The organism is Sulfuricella sp. (assembly GCA_041651995.1).
GTDB lineage: Bacteria > Pseudomonadota > Gammaproteobacteria > Burkholderiales > Sulfuricellaceae > Sulfurimicrobium.
On the sequence record JBAZID010000005.1, the window covers coordinates 156,832 to 175,197 of the forward strand.

Consider the following 18,366-nt stretch of genomic DNA (forward strand, 5'->3'; position numbering starts at 1 on the left):
AGGATGCCCCCGGATATTACCTTAGCGCTCAGCCCTCGAAGTGACACATGCGGATAAAATCGCTCACTTCGGTGACCCACAGCACGCCATCTCCATTTTGGCCGGTATGAGCATTGTGGTGAATGATGCGTACGATTTCCGGAACCATTTCGTCGGGCGCGACGATTTCGATACGCACTTTTTTCGTGAAGTCGGTCAATTCCTCCTTCAGCGTGTCGTGCTGCTCCGCCCCCACATGGGCGCTGCACCCCTCTATATGGGAGATGCTCATGCCGGGGAAGCCGGGCAGGGTACGGAAAGCGTCGCGAATCTTGTGCAGCCGGGTTGGCCGTATGATGGCCTTGATTTCTTTCATGTCTATTCTCCTTGAGACTCGCACATATTGGGTTTGTTGGGTTACGCGATAAAGCCGCTAACCCAACCTGCATTCTTCTCCTATGCCTCGACGGGCTTTTCTTCAAACCATTTATACAGCGTCGGCAGCACCACCAGCGTGAGCAGGGTGGAGGTAATCAGCCCGCCGATCACCACGATCGCCAATGGCCGCTGCACCTCGGACCCCGGCCCGCTGGCGAAGAGCATGGGGATCAGGCCCAGCATCGCCACCGTGGCGGTCATCAGCACCGGACGGAAACGCTGCTTGCAGCCCTGCAACACCGCTTCGGCCTGGCTCATGCCCTCGTCGCGCAGGCTGCGGATATAGGATACCAGCACCACGCCGTTGAGGACCGCGATTCCCCACAGGGCGATGAAGCCCACCGAGGCCGGCACCGACAGGTATTCGCCGGTGACAAACAGCGCCACCACGCCGCCGATCGAGGCGAACGGCAGCACCAGGATGATCAGCGAAGCATAGCGCAGCGAACCGAACAGCAGGAACAGCAGGAAGAAGATCGCCGCCACGGTCACCGGCACGATGATCTTCAGGTGGCCCATGGCGCGCTCCATATTCTGGAACTGGCCGCCCCACTCCAGGTAGTAGCCTTCCGGCAGCTTGATCTTGCTGTCCACCGCCAGTTGCAGCTCGGTCACGAAACTGCCGAGATCGCGGTCCTTCACGTTCACCCCCACCACGATGCGGCGCTTGGCTTTTTCGCGGCTGATCTGGGCCGGCCCGTCCGCGACGCGGATATGAGCCAGATTTTCCAGCGCCACCATGGCGCCGTTGGGAGAATTGACCAGCAGGCTGCGTATGGTTTCCACGTCGCCGCGGAATTTCTCCGGCAGGCGCACCACCGCGCCGAAGCGGCGCTCGCCCTCGTAGATCTCGGTGGCGGTGCGTCCGCCGATGGCGGCCTCGATCACGTCGTGGATGTCCGACACGTTGAGACCGTGGCGCGCAATGGCCTGGCGGTCGATCTCGATGGACAGGTACTGCTGCCCGGTCACCCGTTCCACTTTCAGATCCTGCGCGCCCTGGACGCCGGCGGCCACCTTGGCGATGGCATCGGCCTTCTGCTTGAGCAGGTCCATGTCGTCGCCGAACAGCTTGATCGCCACATCGGAGCGCACCCCCGTGACCATCTCGTCCACCCGGTCGGAGATCGGCTGCGCCATGACGACCTGCACCCCCGGTAAGGCCATCAGTTTTTCCCGGATGCCCGCGGCGATGTCGTCCTGGGTCCAGCCCTTGGGCCATTCGCTGCGCGGTTTGAGGCTGACGATGGGGGTGGACTCGTTCTGCCCCTGCGAGTCGGCCGGACTTTCGCCGCGACCGACGCCGGAAACGGCGGTCTTCACGCCAGGCACCTGCATCACCAGGCGCATCGCCTCCATTTCCAGCTTGATGGATTCCTCCAGCGAGATGTTGGGCACGCGGTTGATGCCGGGCACGATCGAACCTTCCTTCATCTCGGGAATGAAGGCAGTGCCGAGGAAGGGCAGAAGCACGACAGTGCCGACGAACACCGCGGATGCGGCCAGGATGGTCTTCTTGCCGTTGGCCAGCGCCCAGTCGAGCAGGCGCAGGTAGGGTTTCTTGGCCAGGGCCACCAGGCGCGTGTCGTGCTCGTCCTTGCCCACCAGCAGGTAGGAACACAGCACCGGCGTAAGGGTGAGCGACAGCACCAGCGACACGAACAGCGCGATGGCGATGGTGAAGGCGAGCGGAGCGAACATCTTGCCCTCCATGCCTTCAAGCGTCATCAGCGGCAGGAACACCAGGATGATGATGGAGACGCCGAAGATCACCGGCGTGGCCACTTCCGTCGCCGCATCCAGCACCACCCGCACCCGGCTCACCCCCTTGCCCTTGTTCTCGGCCAGGCGCTGAAAAGTGTTCTCCACCACCACCACCGCGCCGTCCACGATCAGGCCGGTGGCGATGGCCAGGCCGCCCAGCGACATCAGGTTGGCGGACAGGCCGTAATGGTTCATCACCATGAAGGTGATCAGCGGCGTCAGGATCAGGCTGGCCACCACCACCAGCGACGAACGCACGTCGCCGAGGAACAGGAACAGGATGATGATCACCAGCACCACGCCCTCGATCAGCACCTTCACCACGGTGTCGAGCGCGGCATCCACCAGCTCGCTGCGGTCGTAGTAGGGAACGATCCTGAGACCGTCGGGCAGCATGCCCTTGTCGTTGATCTCGGCCACCCGGTCCTTGATGCGCGACACCACCTCCTTGGCGTTGCCGGCGCGGATCATCATGACGATGCCGCCCACCGACTCGGTGACGCCGTTCTTCAGCAGCGCGCCATAGCGTACCTCGTGGCCGATGCTGATTTCCGCCACGTCGCGCACCAGCACCGGCACGCCGTCCTGCTCCTTGAGCACGATGCTGCGGATGTCGTCGAGATCCTTGACCAGGCCAACGCCGCGGATCAGATACTGCTCGGCATAATGCGGCAGCACGCCGCCGCCGGAGTTGGCATTGTTGTTGGCCAGCGCCTGATAGACGTCCTGCAGCGTGACCTTGTAGTGGCGCATGCGGTCCGGGTTGACCAGCGCCTGGTACTGCTTGACATAGCCGCCCTGCGAGTTGATCTCCGCCACGCCGGGAATGCCGCGCAGCAGCGGGCGCACCACCCAGTCCTGGGCAATGCGGCGCTGGGTGAGCTCTTCTACCGAGAGCACTTTGTCGCCATCGTCGGGCCGCTCCAGGGTGAACTGGTACACCTCGCCCAGACCGGTGGAGAGCGGCCCCAGCGTCGGCGTCACGCCCTGCGGCATGCGCCCGCCCACCTCGATCAGCCGCTCCATCACCAGCTGGCGCGCAAAATAGACATCGGTGGCGTCAGTAAACACCAGGGTGATCAGCGACAGGCCCGGCTTGTTGAGCGAGCGCATCTCCTCCAGCCCCGGCAAGCCGGTCATGGCCATTTCCAGCGGCACGGTGACAAAGCGCTCAACCTCTTCGGGCGAGCGGCCACGGGCCTCGGTGGCGATCTGCACCTGGACGTTGGTGACGTCCGGGAAGGCATCCACCGACAGCTTGCGTGTCGCGTCCAGCCCGAACACCACCAGGCATACCGCCACCACGGCCAGCACCAGGCGCTGCTTGAGCGCCGCTCGTATTAGGGATTCCAGCATATTTTGCCTCTTATGTTATGTAAGGGTGAGGGGTGAGAAAGTGAGGGGTGAGGCGGAAAGTCAAAGGCACGCACCGAACCCGGTTTTGCGCCTCACCCCTCACCCCTCCCGCCTCACCATTACCCCTCAAGCTCCTTGCGCTTGCGCTCATTGTTGAGGTGAAACGCGCCCTCGGTGACGACGGATTCGCCGCCCTTCAGGCCGCTCTGAACCGGGACGTGGCCGTTGCTTTCCTGCCCCAGGACGACGGGGCGCAACTGGAAGCGCGTCCCGTCCAGCTGGACGAAGACATGGTCCTTGTTGTCCTCGCGCACCACGGCGGCCGCCGGCACCAGCAGGCGGCGCTGCGGGGCGCCCTGGATCAGCATGGAGGCGAGCATTTCCGGCTTGAGCAGGCGCTCGGAATTATCCACGTCCATGCGCACCGTGACCGTGCGCCGGTCCGGGTTGACGGTATCCGCAACATAGATCAGCCGTCCCTCGATGCGCTTTCCGTTCAGCGCCGGAACTTCGGCCTGGGCCGCCTCGCCCTTCTTCACCAGAACCGCCTGCTGCTCGGGCACCTCGGCCACCAGCCAGACATGCGACAGGTCGGCCACGGTAAAGAGCGCATCCGCCGGCTGCACCACCTGGCCCGGCGTCACCTTGCGTTCGATCACCACTCCGTCCAGCGTTGCCGAGATCGAGGACAGGGAATGCACGGTGCGGCTTGCCGCCAGTTTGACGAGGGCGCTCTCGGGCATGCCCAGCACGCTGAGCTGATCGTGCGAGGCCTGCATTTCGGCCTGCGCCTGGGCCAGCTCGCTTTCACGCTTTTGCAACTCGGCGGCGCCGATGACATCGGATGCGAACAGCAACCTGGCGCGATCCACCGCGCGGCGTTGCAATTCCGCCTGGGACAGGGCCTTGAGGTAGGCCAGCTGGGCGGCGGACAGCTCGGTGCTGTGCAGCGTGGCAAGCTGCTCGCCGCGCCGCACCGGCTGGCCGAGAGAGGCATGGATCTGGGTCACGCGCCCGGTCACGGCGGCGCCGATGCGCGCCACGCGCTGCTCATCGACCTCGATGCGGGCCGGCACGCGCAAGGTCTCCGTAGTCTCGCCCTCACCGGCTGGAGCGACTTTCAGGCGCTGGAGAAAATCTGCCGGCACCGTCACCAGCGACGGGTCGACAGGTACGGCGGCTGCGGCAGGGAGCTTTTCCTTGTCCTGGCATCCGCTCAGGGATGCAGCCAGCAAAGCAGCTATAAGAATAGGAAACAGCGGGCGCTTCATGATTTATCTCCAGGGAATGGGGTGGCACGCAGCCGCTCGATCTCGATCAGCGCGGCTTGCAGTTCATAACGGGCATTGAGGAAATCCGTACGGGTATTGCGCAGTACGCGCTGGGCATCGAGGTAATCGAGAATGCCGCGCTCGCCGAAACGGTAGGCGGCCTCGGCCACTTTCATGGCGTTTTCCGCTTCCTTGAGCAGGCCGGTTTCAAACGTCTGCACCTGGCGTTTGGCAATCTGGTAGCGGCCGTAAGCCTGATCCAGCTCCGCCAGCAGGCCAAGGTGCATCTGCCGCGCTTCGGCCTCGGCACGGTGCACATCGGCAACGGCCTCGCCGATGGGCCCCGCGCGGCGGTTCCACAACGGCAGCGGCAGAACCACGCCGGCGCGCCACTGGTTCATGTCCGGATCGCGCTCGGCGCTTAACTTGAGCGTGGGCTGCGGCAGGCGGGAGGCGCGCTCCTGTTCCAGCCGTGCCTGGGCACGGCGCGTCTCGGCCTCGGCCACCTTGAGCAAGGGCTGGCGTTCCAGCAAATCCCGGCGCAATTCGTCCAGCGCCGGCAAGTCAGCCGCCAGCAGCGGCTCGGCAGCCACCGCGAAGCCGTCCTCAAGCGGCGCACCGGTCAGCGCCCGCAGCCGGTCACGGGCCTGGGTCACACGCAACTCTGCGCTCCTGGCTGCGCTTTCCGCCGCTAGCGCCTCGGCTTCCGATTTCACCAGTTCATAGCGCGGGGATTCGCCGACATCCACCTTGATCTTCACCCGGTTGCGGATGAGCAGCAGCAGGGCGTGGTTTTCCGCGGCCAGGCTGGCTTCGTCCTGGCGGCGCTGCACATCGAAGAAAGCCTGCTTCACCACGGTGCGCTGGCTGATCTGCGCATCCCCCAGCGCCGCCGTGCCGGAGACGATGCCGGCTTCCGCGCCCTCGCGCCGGGCTGCGCGCAGGGAAGGCGATTCAAGCTGCTGGGACAATCCCAGCATCTCGTTGCGCCCGCTGGCGCCCCCCGGCTGGCGCGGACGCGAATTGCCGGCGGCCAGTTCCAGCTCTGGATTGGGATAGGCCAGCGCCGTGTTCATGGCCGCCTGTGCGCCCTGCTCCCGGGCTTTTGCCGCAGCGATTACCGGACTGTGCTCTGCGGCAAGGCGCAAGACTTCATTCAGGGTGAGCGGCGCCGCATGGCTCGCGGGTGCGGCAATCATGGCAAGCGCCAGCAGCCAGGCGTGTACGGGTCGTAAACACCGCTGATGATGGATTGGTCTCATGTTCATATTTGCTCGGATTTTAGGCAACACTTCCCCTACGGCTGGAAATCAGCCGCAGGGCAGTACCGGTTTCAGGATTGGTAAACTGGAGCTAAGGCAGGGTCCCGCCGGGTTAATCGCGCTCCTTGAGATGCCGCAGCATCTCAATGCGCTCGTCCAGCGGCGGATGGGTCATGAACAGGCGCTTCAGGCCCGAGGCCATCCCGCCGGAAATGCCGAAGGCGGCCATCTTTTCCGGCAGCGGCGCCGGCTCGTGTTGGGCCTTGAGGCGTTCCAGCGCGGAGATCATGGCTCTCTTGCCGGCCAGCGCAGCGCCGCCCGAGTCGGCGATGAACTCGCGCCGGCGCGAGAACCACATGACGATGATCGAGGCCAGGACACCCAGCACCATCTCGGCGATGATCATGGTGACGAAAAACGCCGGGCCTGTACCGCGCTCGGTCTTGAACACGATCTTGTCCACCAGGTAACCGATGACGCGCGACAGGAACATCACGAAGGTGTTGACCACGCCCTGGATCAGCGCCAGCGTCACCATGTCGCCGTTGGCCACGTGGGAAACCTCGTGCCCCAGCACCGCTTCCGCCTCGGCCTTGGTCATGGCCTGCAACAGACCGGTGGAAACCGCCACCAGGGCATTGTTCTTGTTCCAGCCGGTGGCGAAGGCGTTGACATCGGGCGAGTCGAAAATCGCCACTTCCGGCATGCCGATGCCGGCGGTCTGCGCCTGGCGCCGCACGGTTTCCACCAGCCAGACTTCACCGGGGGTGGCGGGGTTTTCGATCACCCTTGCACCCGTCATGCGCTTGGCAGTCCACTTGGAGATGGCAAGCGAGATGAAGGAGCCGCCCATGCCCATCACAGCAGCGAAAATCAGCAGGCTACCGAGATTCAGACCGTTCTCGTTAAGATAAGGCTCTACCCCGAGGATCTTCATGGTGAGCGAAAGCACCAGGACGATGGCCAGGTTGGTGGCGAGGAACAAGATGATGCGTTTCATGATTCGAGACTCCTGAGAATTCATAATTTTACAATGAGACGCAGTTTAATCATCATCCGCAATTCCATAAAGTCGAATATAATTGATTTATTATTCGTCAATCTCGAATCGAAAAGCCATGGGCGCGCTGAACTACAAGCATCTTCACTATTTCTGGGCAGTAGCCAAGGCTGGCGGAGTGACCCGTGCCAGCGAGCGGCTGCATCTGACGCCGCAGACCATCAGCGGGCAATTGAGCCTGTTCGAGGAAGTGCTGGGGGAAAAGCTGTTCAAGCGCGTAGGCCGCAGTTTCGAGCTGACCGAGACGGGACGGATGGTGTTGAGTTACGCCGATGAAATTTTTTCGCTCGGGCAGGAGCTCGAAGAAGTTTTGCACCACCGCCCCACTGGGCGCCCGCTGCAATTCAGTGTTGGCATCACCGACTCGGTGCCCAAGGCGCTCGCCTACCTGTTATTGGAACCGGCAATGCAGGAAGCTCAACCACCGCGGATTGTTTGCCGCGAAGGGAAAGTGGCCGACCTGCTGACCGAACTGGCGGTGCACCGGCTCGACCTGGTGATTGCCGACAGCCCCATGCCGCGCAGCATCGATGTGCGGGGATTCAGCCACCTGCTCGGCGAATGCGGGCTCACCTTCTTTGCCACAAAGGAGTTGGCGCAACGGCACACGGGGCCATTTCCGCACTGCCTGGACGGTGCGCCATTGCTCCTGCCGGGCGAAGATGTCGCGGTACGGTCCAGGCTGATACGCTGGCTCGGCGACAAGCGGATTCGCCCACGCATTACCGGGGAATTCGACGATAGCGCCCTGATGAAAGCCTTCGGGCAGGCCGGAGCAGGCATTTTCACCGCCCCTTCGGCCATTGCGGAACAGGTGAAACGTCAGTACGAGGTGGTCAGCATCGGCGCCACTGAAGAAGTGATCGAGCAGTTCTATGCCATCTCGGTGGAACGCAAGCTCACTCACCCTGCCGTGGTCGCCATCAGCCGGGCAGCACGCCAGGAACTGTTCATCAAACGCACCCCCTGAATCGCGGCTACCGCGCCAATCAGGTCAAAAGGAGTAGGTTTGCTGCTTCTTGCCCTTGGCTTCGCGGTACAGCGGCTCCATCCGTGGCGTCAGGCGCGACAGCTCGGCGATGCGGGTTTCGTGCGAAGGATGGGTGCTGAGCCACTCGGGCGAGCCATTGCCTTGCCGGGCCATTTTTTGCCACAGGCTAATGGCTGCCGCGGGGTTGTAGCCAGCTCTCGCGGCCAACTCGATACCAATCTGGTCGGCTTCGCTTTCCGCTGTCCTGCTGTTGGGCATCTGGATCACATACAGTGCCAGCGCATGCGCCATCTGCGTCTGGCCTGCAGATGCCTGGGCACCGGTAGCAAGCAGCTGCACACCCAGGTCGGAAGCCATGGCCATGGACATTTTTTCGCGCGTATGGTCGGACAGGGCGTGGGCAATTTCATGCGCCATCACCTGCGCCAGTTCATCGTCGCTCGGGTTCATCTTGTCGAAGAAACCGCTGTAGATCGCCATCTTGCCGCCCGCCATGCAGAACGCATTGACCTCCGGGCTGTCGATGACATTGACTTCCCACTTCCAGCGGGCCGCATCGCTGCGCCAGGCAAAGGAATGAGGAATCAGGCGGCCGGTAATGGCGCGGATGCGCGCGACTTTTGCCGCATCGCGATTGATTTTCGCCTGCTGCTGCAAGCTGGCCGTCATGGCCGAATAGGCCTGATAGGAAGAGGCCACCGCTTCCTGCCCCGAAACCAGCATCAGCTGGGAACGGCCGGTAATCGGATTGGTGGCACAGCCCGCCAGCGCCGCCAGCGCCAGCGCAACACCGAGTAAGTATTTAACGTTTATTGGCATAGGAATCACACCCTTCAAGACACTCCTGCACACCAATCCTCCACCCGCAAGCCCGGCACCCGGCTGAATTCGCCAATGTTGTGGGTAACCAGCGTAGCATCCAGTGACAGTGCATGAGCTGCAATGAGGGTATCGAGAGCGCCGATGGGACGGCCCTGGCGCTCCAGTTCGGCACGCAGGGGGCCATAGGCACGCGCAGCAGCCTGGTCGAAAGCCGCGATTTCCAGAACTTCGCCAATGGCGCTGATCGCCTCCATTGCCTTGGCCGGCTGCTGACTTTTCGCCGCGCCAAACAGCAGTTCAGACAGGGAAATGGAGGATAGGCACAGTTCATCCGCCCGCAGTTCGGCGAAACGCGCCGCCACTTCGGGCGGGCGGCGCTTGATAATGTAAATGACAATATTGGTGTCGAGGAGGTAACGCATCAGAGCATTTCCCGCGCTTCGGCAGGAGCATCGGCAATATCGTCGGGAAAATCATCGGGCAACTCTATACGCGCCAGCGCCTCAAATATTTCCTTGCCGCTGCGACGGGGCTTGCGCAGCACAATTTCTTCACCGCGACGGAATATCTCCACTTCCGTCACGTCGAAATTAAAGTCCTTGGGCAAGCGCACGGCTTGAGAATTTCCGCTTTTAAACACCTTGGTATGCAACATGGCGCACCTCCTTTATGTATTCACACAAGTATATACCGCGTTGCCACGCAAGCAAATTTGTTTGGAATCAAGCAAAGTAAGATCGGGCGCTGAAAAACGTAGCAAGAAGGCATGTCTGGAGAACCGCAGCCCAACACCAGGTTTTTTATCCAGCGCTTTTGGCGGGCTGTCACATCAGCTGTAGCTCAGCCCCATCGCCTCGCGCACATCGCGCATGGTCTCATTCGCCAGCTTGCGGGCTTTCTCGCAGCCGTCGGCGATGATGTTGCGCACCAGGGTCGGGTCTTCCTCGTACATGCGGGCGCGCTCGCGCATCGGCTCCTGCTCTTTCAGCACCGCCTCGATCACCGGCTGCTTGCACTCGATGCAACCAATGCCGGCGCTCTTGCAGCCCTGCTGCACCCATTCGCGCGTGGCACCGTTCGAATAGACCAGGTGAAACGACCATACCGGACATTTTTCCGGATCGCCCGGATCGGTGCGGCGCACCCGTGCCGGGTCGGTGGGCATGGTGCGGATTTTCTTGTTCACGCTCTCCGCATCCTCGCGCAGGGTGATGGTGTTGTTGTAGGACTTGGACATTTTCTGCCCGTCCAGGCCAGGCAGGCGCGAGGCCGCGGTCAGCAGCGCGTCCGGCTCAACCAGGATCATCTTGCCGCCACCTTCGAGATAGCCGAACAAGCGCTCCTTGTCGCCCATGGACAGGTTCTGCTGTTCGTTGAGCAGGGCCTGCGCCGCCTCCAGCGCCTCGTCGTCGCCCTGCTCCTGGTAGCGCTTGCGCATCTCTTCATAAAGCCTGGCGCGTTTGCTGCCAAGTTTCTTCACCGCGGCCTCGGCCTTTTCCTCGAAACCGGCCTCGCGGCCATAGAGGTGGTTGAAGCGGCGCGCGATTTCGCGCGTGAACTCGATATGCGGCACCTGGTCCTCGCCCACCGGCACCTGGTTGGCGCGGTAGATCAGGATATCGGCGCTTTGCAGCAGGGGGTAGCCGAGGAAGCCGTAGGTGCTCAAGTCCTTTTCCGACAGCTTTTCCTGCTGGTCCTTGTAGGTCGGCACGCGCTCCAGCCAGCCCAGCGGGGTCATCATCGACAGCAGGAGGTGCAGTTCGGCATGTTCCGGTACGCGCGACTGGATGAACAGGGTGGCATTGGCCGGATCGACTCCTGCGGCCAGCCAGTCGATCACCATGTCCCAGACGTTGCGCTCGATCACCTCGGGGGTGTCGTAATGGGTGGTGAGCGCGTGCCAGTCGGCAACAAAAAACAGGCACTCGAATTCATGCTGCAACTCCACCCAGTTTTTCAGCACGCCATGGTAGTGGCCAAGGTGCAGGCCGCCCGTGGGGCGCATGCCGGATAAAACGCGTTCCTGATACATGTTGTTCAAACGTCCTTTTTAATGAAGGCCAAATAAAGAAGAGATGAGCGCCATGGTGGCATTGATCATGGGCCACAGAATGACGTTCAGCGCGCCGGAAAACAACAGCACCACCAGGATGATCATGCCGTAGGGCTCGAGGCGCGAATAGGAATAGGCCAGGGGCGATGGCAGCAGGCTGACGGCAATGCGCCCGCCATCCAGCGGCAGCAGGGGTAGCAGGTTGAGCACCATGAGCACGGCGTTGATCGTAATGCCGGCCTTGCCCATCAGCGCCATGGGCAGTCCCAGGCTGTTTTCCGGCATGGACAGCCCGGCCTTCATCACCAGCGCCCAGAACAGCGCCATCACCAGATTAGCCGCGGGGCCGGCAGCGGCGACCCACAGCATGTCCCGCTTGGGGTTACGCAGATGGCTGAAATTCACCGGCACCGGTTTCGCCCAGCCGAACAGGATACCGCCCAGCGCCAGCGTCACCAGCGGCACCAGCACCGTGCCGACAGGGTCGATATGACGCAGCGGGTTCACGCTGATGCGCCCGAGCATGTAGGCCGTGGTATCACCGAAATGCCTGGCGGCGTAACCGTGGGCAGCCTCGTGCAGGGTAATGGCGAAAATCACCGGCAGCGCGTAAACCGCAATTTGCTGAATCAGGGTAAGTTCCATTAAAACAAACCTCGCGTAGCGAAACTTCGCCCCTCTTCTCGCCGGATTGAGCGGCTTTGCCGCCAATCCCGGCGGTGATACCCCTTGCGGGCACTCCCTTTCGGGAGAGAGTTAGGAGAGAGGGGGACGATCAGGGCAAGCTTCATGATCGTCAAGCTTCGAGTCCGAAAGGTTCGAGGCTACCCTTGCCGGCACGAATCAACACCGGCTCGCTGCCGGTCAGGTCGATCACCGTGGACATCCCGATACAGCAACTGCCGGCATCGAGAATCAGGTCCACCTGTTTTTCCAGCCGGTCGCGGATTTCCTCGCCATCGCTCAGCGGATCCTCGTCCCCCGGCAGCATCAGGGTGGAACTCAGCAGCGGCTCTTTCAGTTCATCCAGCAAGGCCAGCGCCACCGGGTGATCCGGCACTCTGAGGCCGATGGTGGCGCGCTTCGGGTGCTGCAGGCGGCGCGGCACTTCCTTGGTGGCCAGCAGAATGAAAGTGTAACTGCCCGGCGTATTGGCCTTGAGCAGGCGATATTGCTGGTTGTCCACCCGGGCGTAGTGCGCCAGCTCGGAAAGATCGCGGCACACCAGGGTGAAATGGTGGCGCTCGTCCACGCCGCGGATATCGCGGATGCGCTGCATCGCGTCCTTGTCGCCAATCTGGCAGCCCAGGGCGTAGCAGGAATCGGTGGGATACACCACCACGCCGCCGTCCCTGATGATGTCCACCGCCTGCCGGATCAGGCGCGGCTGGGGATTGTCTGGATGAATGGTAAAAAACTGTGACAAGTAAAGAATGCTCCTGGTTTCAGGCGCTGATGCGCCGTGCCTCAAATTGTGCCAACTCCGGCCAGCCCTGCCACACCGGCACGCAACCGGACGGCAAGGGAGGCAGCCTGCCCATGTCGAAATAATTATGCGCCGGGCCGTGGTAATCGGAGCCAGCTGAAGCCTGCAACTCATAAAGCTGCGCGAATTCGGCAAAAATGCGGTACTGGTCAACGGTATGGCTGCCTGACACCACTTCCACCGCTTCGCCGCCGGCTTCCTTGAAGGTGTTAAACAGCCCGTGCAGGGTGGTTTTACCCATATCGTAACGGCCCGGATGCGCCAGCACCGCCACGCCGCCGCTGTTCCTGATCCAGCCGATGGCATCGCTCATGTCTGCCCACTGGTGCGACACATGGCCTGGCTTGCCCTTGACCAGAAACTTCTTGAACACCGTTTTCACATCCTTGGCATAACCCTGCGCCACCAGAAAACGTGCAAAGTGAGTGCGGCTGATAATGCGCTCCCTGGCATAGGCACGCGAGCCTTCCAGGCTACCGGTGATCCCCGCCTTGTCCAGCTCCGCCGCAATCGCCACGGCCCGTGTCAGCCTTCCAGCGCGAATCGACTCCAGCCCCGCCAGCAACCCGGGATGGCTTGGGTCCACGCGCAGGCCGACAATGTGAATGGTGCGCTTGTTCCATGTCACGGATATTTCAACCCCGTTGATCAGACTGACGCCCAGCTCCTCGGCCACGATGCGCGCCTGCGCCAGGCCGCCAACATCGTCATGATCGGTCAGCGCCATGATTTCAACGCCTTTGGATGCAGCGTAAGTCACCAGCTCGGCTGGCGTGTAGGAACCGTCGGAAATGGTGGAGTGACTGTGCAAGTCAATCTTTGGCATGCAGGGGGAACTTGTAAGAAGGACGTTAATCATAGCAAAATGCTCGATCTATTGAAATGAAGCCACCCAAAAATGAAATTCCTGTTCGATTTTTTCCCCATCATCCTGTTCTTCGCCGCCTTCAAGCTATATGGCATCTACACCGCCACCGCAGTCGCCATGGTTGCCACTTTCGGCCAGATTGGCTGGGTCTGGTACAGGCATCGCAAGGTGGAGACCATGCTGTGGGTGAGCCTGGCCATCATCACGCTGTTCGGCGGCGCGACCCTGTTCCTGCATGACGAGACCTTCATCAAGTGGAAGCCCACCGTGCTGTACTGGCTGTTTGCCGTGACGCTGGCCGCAAGCGCGGGCCTGTTCCGCAAAAATCTCATACGCACCATGATGGAAAAGCAGTTCTCCGCCCCGGATTTCGTGTGGCGCAACCTGAATCTGAGCTGGATGGGGTTCTTCCTGTTGATGGGCATGCTCAATCTTTATGTTGCCTTCAACTACTCCACCGATGACTGGGTCAACTTCAAACTCTTTGGCAGCATGGGGCTGATGTTCGCCTTCGTCATTCTGCAGGGCCTGATGTTGTCCAAGTATATTGAAGAAGAGAAAGGCTCCTGATGCTCTACGCCATTCAGGGCGAGGATGCGCCGGACAGTCTCGCACAGCGCCTCGCCACCCGCCCGGCGCATCTGGCGCGCCTCACGGAACTACAGCAGAATGGCCGCCTGCTGCTGGCCGGGCCTTTTCCCGCCATCGACAGCAATGATCCAGGACCGGCGGGGTTCACCGGCAGCCTGATCGTGGCGGAGTTTCCCTCGCTGCAGGAAGCACAGTCCTGGGCCGAGGCCGACCCCTATGTGGCCGCTGGGGTTTATGCCAGGGTCAGTGTCAAACCGTTCAGGAAAGTATTGTGACCACGATAGAAGAAATGCAACAAAGACTTGCCACACTCGCGCCGGAAACGATCGAAATCGGCGACGACAGCGCGCTCCACGCCGGACACGCTGGCGCCAGGAGTGGCGGCGGACATTACAATCTCACCATTGTGTCACCCCAGTTTGAGGGATTGTTAACCATCAAGCGCCATCGCCTGATATATAATGCCCTCGGCAATCTGATGCAAACCAAGATCCATGCCTTGAGCATAAATGCCTATGCACCTGGAGAGCTTTAAGGCCGCTTGACCCTGTGTTTTATTACCCTTGTCCAATCATGTTAAGGAACTGTAAATGATGTCAATCAAATCACGCATTCTGCTGGCCAGCGCAGCATCACTGCTTACCCTGAGCGCCTGCAACGCCGACGAAAATGCAAAAAACGCCGCTCCTGTTGCAAAGAGTGAGTCTGCCGCCACCGTGAACGGCTCACCCATCAGCAAAAACCGCGTCGAAATGCTGATCAAGCAGCGCGCGGGCATGGGCCAGCCGGACAACGCCGAGACACGCAAGTCCATCATCGACCAGTTGGCGATGCAACTGCTGGTTTCCCAGGAAGCACTCAAGAAAGGCCTGGACAAGACCCCTGAAGTCATGGACCAGATCGACCTGACCAGGCAGTCCATCCTGGCCAATGCCTTCGTGCAGGACTACATCAAGAACAACCCGGTCAGCGACGACATGCTGAAAGCCGAGTATGACAAGATCAAGGCCCAGATGACCGGCAGCGAATACAAGGCGCGCCATATCCTGGTGGAAAAGGAAGCTGACGCAAAAGACATCATCGCCAAGCTGAAAAAAGACCTCAAGGCTTTCGAAAAACTGGCCAAGGAAAAATCCAAAGACCCGGGTTCAAAGGCGCAGGGCGGCGATCTTGGCTGGTTTGATGCACGCAGCATGGTGCCGGAGTTTGGCGAGGCAGTGGCCAAGCTGGAAAAAGGCAAATTTACTGAAGCGCCGGTAAAATCCCAGTTTGGCTATCACGTCATCATGCTGGAAGATTCCCGTCCGCTCCAGGCGCCTCCATTCGACCAGGTCAAGCCGGGCTTGTCCCAGCAGGTACAGCAGCAGAACCTGAAAAAGCTGGTTGACGACATGAAGGCCAAGGCCAAGATCGAGATCACGGATGCAGCGGCCCCCGCGGCAGCGGCACCAGCCAAGTAAGACAGCATTCGGCAATGCAATAAAGGCGGCCTGCGGGCCGCCTTTTTCATTTTGGCTTTAGAAGCTACAATGTCATATCAATTTTCGCCCCAGACCCCGGCATGATCAAAAAAATCGACATCGCACAGCTGTTTCCCGGCATGTACATCCACGACCTGAATTGCGGCTGGATGGATCACCCCTTTGCAACCAACCGTTTTATCGTCAAGGATGAAAATGTTGCCGTGGAACTGCGCGGAATCGGCGTCCACGAGTTATACATCGACACCAGCAAGGGGCTGGATATTGCCGAGGGCAAGACGCGGGAGGAAGTCAGCGATGAAATCCAGGAGCAAATCCTGCACATCGCTGAAGACAAACCCACGCCGGTTGCTGCCGTCTCCCTGGCCGAAGAAGCGTTCCGCGCGCGCAAGCTGCACGGCGAGGCCAACCGCATCGTCAAGGGCATCATTACCGACATTCGCCTGGGCCAGCAGATCGAGATGGAAAAGGTGGAACCGCTGGTGGAAAGCATGGTGGACTCGATTTTCCGCCACCAGGATGCATTGATCCCGCTGGCGCGCCTGAAAACCCACGATGAATATACTTTCCAGCACTCGGTCTCGGTTTGTGCGCTGATGGTTGCCTTTGCCCGTGGCTTGAAGCTATCGCGCGACATCATCAAGGAAATCGCCATCGGCGCCCTGCTGCACGATGTCGGCAAGGCCAAGGTGCCGGACAGCATCCTGAACAAGCCGGCCAAGCTGACCGATGCCGAATTCAGCAAAATGCAATCCCACGTGGTGCAGAGCATCATCATTCTGCAGAACACGCCCGGCATCAGCCAGATTGCCCTCGATGTGGCAGGACAGCACCATGAGCGCTTCGATGGCACCGGCTACCCCAACAAGCTGAAGGGTGATGAAATCTCGCTCTACGGTCAGATGGGCGCGATTGTCGACGTGTACGACGCCATCACTTCCGAGCGCGTCTATCACAAGGGCATGCCCCCCACCGAGGCGCTCAGGAAACTGCTGGAATGGAGCAAATACCACTTCGCCCCGGAAATGGTGCAGTCCTTTATCCGCACCCTCGGCATCTACCCCAGCGGCTCACTGGTGCGTCTGAGCAGCAACCGCCTCGGCATCGTGCTGGAACAGAACACGGAAAAGATGCTGCAACCGAAGGTAAAAGTGTTTTTCCACGCCAGCAAGCAGCATTACCTCCCGCCGGAAGAAATCGACCTGGCGCGCCACAACTGTGAGGACAAGATTGTCAGCCATGAAGCGTTCGAGAAATGGGGCATCGACCCCGCCAAGTGGCTGCCCAGCTAGGGAAACCCTGAACAAGTGGTCATTGCGAGGAACGAAGTGACGAAGCAATCTCGCAACTCTTTGAAAAACAAGATTGCCTCGCTCCGCTCGCAATGACCTCACGTACTTGTTCAGGGGCTTCCTGGACCTCGACGGCGACGGCATCAAGACCGGCACCGGCTGGGTATCTGCCGACGACGGCATGCTGGTCATGGACCGCAACGGCAACGGCAGCATCGACACTGGCCGCGAACTGTTCGGCGACAGCACCCTGAAGAGCAACGGCAACATCAGCAGCGCGGACGCCCAGTTCACCGGACTGCAAATCTGGCGCGACCTCAACCAGGACGGCATTTCTCAGGGCGACGAACTTTTCACCCTCAACAGCCTCGGCATCGCTTCCATCAGCACCGCCCAAACCGCCAACAGCCAGACCCTCGCCAATAAAAACCAGATCGCCGGTCTTGGGACCTACACCCGCACTGATGGCAGCACTGGTACATCAGGCGATATGAGCGGAAGGGTCGCTGCGCAGCAGCGGGGAACCCACCGGCCTACTCCTTGCGGGTGCAACCTCGCCGCCGATACCTTCCACCGCGAATTCACCAGTACGCTCGACACCAGCACGGTCTGTGCGCTGCCCGACATGCAAGGCAGCGGCGTGCTGCGCGACCTGAGGCAAGCCGCCACCCAATCGGCCACCCTGCAAAACCTGCTCACCCAATACAGCGCCGCCACCACCCGCGAAGCCCAGCTTGCCCTCCTCGACCAACTGCTCGACGCTTGGGCCGACACCGGCGGCATGGCGGAAAGTTTGGATGAGCGCATGGACGATGGCGGTGCGCTCAAGGCTGCGAATGATGGGGTGTGGAGAGTGGCGGCGTGAAAAAACGTCCCGTTTCAATCCAAAAGTCGTATGCAAAATTTGCATTGGTAGCTTGTTAACCATGACGCTATTCAAATAGAATAATATTATGTCGGCATTAATTGTGTTTATTTGTATTGCCCATTAGCTGTTTCTGATGGGAGCCTGGATCGTCTGGAAATAACCTGCGATAGCCCAACAAGCCTCTCGAACCGGGCTTGATGCGTTGGCATGGAAACACAAATCGAATTCGGATTCTGAGCAGGAGAGGATGAATATGATGTTCATGAGAAAAAACAAAGCGAAGCTGACCCCTTTGGCCCGGAAATCACCAAGGCGCAGTACGACGCCATGACGGACTATGCAAATCAAGTACGCACAGATTCGACTTCGACATATTTCCTGGGTGGTGATGGCTTGGGACTGAATTGCGCAACCTTTGCAAGGAACCTGCTGGATGCCGGGAATGTGCCGCATCCGGATATTGAGGTTCACCCATACGAGTACCTGCCTTACTCTGTCGTGGAGCAGCGTGTATTGGACGGGCTTATGGACTTCGGTAAATGGCTGGGTGAGTTTTTTAAACCCCTCGACAACGCCATCGACGACCTCTTCACCGCCGCCCAAAAATTCCGCCTCGTCTTCGACCCCCTCACCCTGGACCTCGACGGTGACGGCCTGGAAACCGTCGGCATCGATCCCAACGCCCCCACCCTCTTCGACCACAACGCCGACGGCATCAAGACCGGCACCGGCTGGGTATCTGCCGACGACGGCATGCTGGTCATGGACCGCAACGGCAACGGCA

At 60.7% G+C, this 18,366-nt stretch carries 20 protein-coding genes; 8 read left to right on the top strand and 12 right to left on the bottom strand.

Going from position 1 to position 18,366, the window contains the following annotated elements:
- Positions 1–28 precede the first annotated feature (28 nt).
- From WC392_09345 to htpX, 5 genes are all read right to left on the bottom strand, one after another.
- Positions 29–355 (bottom strand): P-II family nitrogen regulator, encoded by a 327-nt coding sequence (locus WC392_09345; protein ID MFA5242562.1) that lies wholly within the window; start codon positions 353–355, stop codon positions 29–31.
- A gap of 80 nt (positions 356–435) precedes the next feature.
- The gene (locus tag WC392_09350) at positions 436–3,537 is read right to left on the bottom strand and encodes an efflux RND transporter permease subunit (protein MFA5242563.1); all 3,102 of its coding nucleotides are present in this window, start codon (positions 3,535–3,537) and stop codon (positions 436–438) included.
- 119 nt (positions 3,538–3,656) lie between these two features.
- Positions 3,657–4,808 (bottom strand): efflux RND transporter periplasmic adaptor subunit, encoded by a 1,152-nt coding sequence (locus WC392_09355; GenBank protein ID MFA5242564.1) that lies wholly within the window; start codon positions 4,806–4,808, stop codon positions 3,657–3,659.
- The gene (locus tag WC392_09360) at positions 4,805–6,007 is read right to left on the bottom strand and encodes a TolC family protein (protein MFA5242565.1); all 1,203 of its coding nucleotides are present in this window, start codon (positions 6,005–6,007) and stop codon (positions 4,805–4,807) included. The genes WC392_09355 and WC392_09360 overlap by 4 nt, the downstream gene beginning before the upstream one ends.
- Positions 6,008–6,182: 175 nt before the next feature.
- Complete coding sequence (gene htpX, locus WC392_09365) at positions 6,183–7,070, bottom strand: protease HtpX (GenBank protein ID MFA5242566.1); 888 nt, start codon at positions 7,068–7,070, stop codon at positions 6,183–6,185.
- A 118-nt stretch (positions 7,071–7,188) separates the two neighbouring features.
- Between htpX and nhaR the strand changes: the two genes are divergently transcribed.
- A complete protein-coding gene (gene nhaR / locus WC392_09370) occupies positions 7,189–8,100 on the top strand; it encodes a transcriptional activator NhaR (GenBank protein MFA5242567.1) in 912 nt (303 codons plus the stop codon).
- A 24-nt stretch (positions 8,101–8,124) separates the two neighbouring features.
- Here the strand turns inward: nhaR and WC392_09375 are convergent, their stop codons facing one another.
- The 7 genes from WC392_09375 to WC392_09405 form a co-directional block, all read right to left on the bottom strand.
- Positions 8,125–8,940, bottom strand: a complete 816-nt coding sequence (locus WC392_09375) for a M48 family metallopeptidase (GenBank protein MFA5242568.1) — start codon at positions 8,938–8,940, stop codon at positions 8,125–8,127.
- Between the two features lie 14 nt (positions 8,941–8,954).
- On the bottom strand, positions 8,955–9,365 hold the full coding sequence (locus WC392_09380; protein MFA5242569.1) for a PIN domain-containing protein: 411 nt from the start codon (positions 9,363–9,365) through the stop codon (positions 8,955–8,957).
- Positions 9,365–9,598, bottom strand: coding sequence for a type II toxin-antitoxin system VapB family antitoxin (vapB, locus tag WC392_09385; protein ID MFA5242570.1), 234 nt, complete (start codon positions 9,596–9,598; stop codon positions 9,365–9,367). Before vapB ends, WC392_09380 begins: the two co-directional genes overlap by 1 nt.
- Positions 9,599–9,772: 174 nt before the next feature.
- Positions 9,773–10,975, bottom strand: a complete 1,203-nt coding sequence (locus tag WC392_09390; protein ID MFA5242571.1) for a tryptophan--tRNA ligase — start codon at positions 10,973–10,975, stop codon at positions 9,773–9,775.
- 18 nt (positions 10,976–10,993) lie between these two features.
- Positions 10,994–11,641 (bottom strand): site-2 protease family protein, encoded by a 648-nt coding sequence (locus WC392_09395; protein ID MFA5242572.1) that lies wholly within the window; start codon positions 11,639–11,641, stop codon positions 10,994–10,996.
- Positions 11,642–11,792: 151 nt separating this feature from the next.
- Entirely contained in the window at positions 11,793–12,422 is a 630-nt protein-coding gene (locus WC392_09400; GenBank protein MFA5242573.1) for an L-threonylcarbamoyladenylate synthase, read from the bottom strand.
- 19 nt (positions 12,423–12,441) lie between these two features.
- Complete coding sequence (locus WC392_09405) at positions 12,442–13,308, bottom strand: 3',5'-nucleoside bisphosphate phosphatase (protein ID MFA5242574.1); 867 nt, start codon at positions 13,306–13,308, stop codon at positions 12,442–12,444.
- Positions 13,309–13,380: 72 nt separating this feature from the next.
- Between WC392_09405 and WC392_09410 the strand changes: the two genes are divergently transcribed.
- The 7 genes from WC392_09410 to WC392_09440 form a co-directional block, all read left to right on the top strand.
- A complete protein-coding gene (locus WC392_09410; GenBank protein ID MFA5242575.1) occupies positions 13,381–13,920 on the top strand; it encodes a septation protein A in 540 nt (179 codons plus the stop codon).
- Positions 13,920–14,216: a YciI family protein gene (locus WC392_09415; GenBank protein MFA5242576.1), complete on the top strand. Its 297-nt coding sequence runs from the start codon at positions 13,920–13,922 to the stop codon at positions 14,214–14,216. The genes WC392_09410 and WC392_09415 overlap by 1 nt, the downstream gene beginning before the upstream one ends.
- Positions 14,213–14,476 carry a BolA family protein gene (locus WC392_09420; GenBank protein MFA5242577.1) on the top strand — a complete coding sequence of 88 codons (264 nt, stop codon included), beginning with the start codon at positions 14,213–14,215 and terminating at the stop codon, positions 14,474–14,476. The genes WC392_09415 and WC392_09420 overlap by 4 nt, the downstream gene beginning before the upstream one ends.
- 55 nt (positions 14,477–14,531) lie before the next feature.
- Positions 14,532–15,401: a peptidylprolyl isomerase gene (locus WC392_09425; protein ID MFA5242578.1), complete on the top strand. Its 870-nt coding sequence runs from the start codon at positions 14,532–14,534 to the stop codon at positions 15,399–15,401.
- Between the two features lie 101 nt (positions 15,402–15,502).
- The gene (locus WC392_09430) at positions 15,503–16,714 is read left to right on the top strand and encodes an HD-GYP domain-containing protein (GenBank protein MFA5242579.1); all 1,212 of its coding nucleotides are present in this window, start codon (positions 15,503–15,505) and stop codon (positions 16,712–16,714) included.
- A 73-nt stretch (positions 16,715–16,787) separates the two neighbouring features.
- On the top strand, positions 16,788–17,579 hold the full coding sequence (locus WC392_09435) for a hypothetical protein (protein ID MFA5242580.1): 792 nt from the start codon (positions 16,788–16,790) through the stop codon (positions 17,577–17,579).
- A 330-nt stretch (positions 17,580–17,909) separates the two neighbouring features.
- A partial coding sequence (locus tag WC392_09440) for a hypothetical protein (protein MFA5242581.1) occupies positions 17,910–18,366 on the top strand: 457 nt, incomplete at its 3' end.

What these genes read in the sequence shown, in the direction of transcription:
- WC392_09345 (MFA5242562.1), bottom strand. Translation starts at nt 355, where the DNA reads ATGAAAGAAATCAAGGCCATCATACGGCCAACCCGGCTGCACAAGATT.
- WC392_09350 (MFA5242563.1), bottom strand. Translation starts at nt 3,537, where the DNA reads ATGCTGGAATCCCTAATACGAGCGGCGCTCAAGCAGCGCCTGGTGCTG.
- WC392_09355 (MFA5242564.1), bottom strand. Translation starts at nt 4,808, where the DNA reads ATGAAGCGCCCGCTGTTTCCTATTCTTATAGCTGCTTTGCTGGCTGCA.
- WC392_09360 (MFA5242565.1), bottom strand. Translation starts at nt 6,007, where the DNA reads ATGATTGCCGCACCCGCGAGCCATGCGGCGCCGCTCACCCTGAATGAA.
- htpX (MFA5242566.1), bottom strand. Translation starts at nt 7,070, where the DNA reads ATGAAACGCATCATCTTGTTCCTCGCCACCAACCTGGCCATCGTCCTG.
- nhaR (MFA5242567.1), top strand. Translation starts at nt 7,189, where the DNA reads ATGGGCGCGCTGAACTACAAGCATCTTCACTATTTCTGGGCAGTAGCC.
- WC392_09375 (MFA5242568.1), bottom strand. Translation starts at nt 8,940, where the DNA reads ATGCCAATAAACGTTAAATACTTACTCGGTGTTGCGCTGGCGCTGGCG.
- WC392_09380 (MFA5242569.1), bottom strand. Translation starts at nt 9,365, where the DNA reads ATGCGTTACCTCCTCGACACCAATATTGTCATTTACATTATCAAGCGC.
- vapB (MFA5242570.1), bottom strand. Translation starts at nt 9,598, where the DNA reads ATGTTGCATACCAAGGTGTTTAAAAGCGGAAATTCTCAAGCCGTGCGC.
- WC392_09390 (MFA5242571.1), bottom strand. Translation starts at nt 10,975, where the DNA reads ATGTATCAGGAACGCGTTTTATCCGGCATGCGCCCCACGGGCGGCCTG.
- WC392_09395 (MFA5242572.1), bottom strand. Translation starts at nt 11,641, where the DNA reads ATGGAACTTACCCTGATTCAGCAAATTGCGGTTTACGCGCTGCCGGTG.
- WC392_09405 (MFA5242574.1), bottom strand. Translation starts at nt 13,308, where the DNA reads ATGCCAAAGATTGACTTGCACAGTCACTCCACCATTTCCGACGGTTCC.
- WC392_09410 (MFA5242575.1), top strand. Translation starts at nt 13,381, where the DNA reads ATGAAATTCCTGTTCGATTTTTTCCCCATCATCCTGTTCTTCGCCGCC.
- WC392_09415 (MFA5242576.1), top strand. Translation starts at nt 13,920, where the DNA reads ATGCTCTACGCCATTCAGGGCGAGGATGCGCCGGACAGTCTCGCACAG.
- WC392_09425 (MFA5242578.1), top strand. Translation starts at nt 14,532, where the DNA reads ATGATGTCAATCAAATCACGCATTCTGCTGGCCAGCGCAGCATCACTG.
- WC392_09430 (MFA5242579.1), top strand. Translation starts at nt 15,503, where the DNA reads ATGATCAAAAAAATCGACATCGCACAGCTGTTTCCCGGCATGTACATC.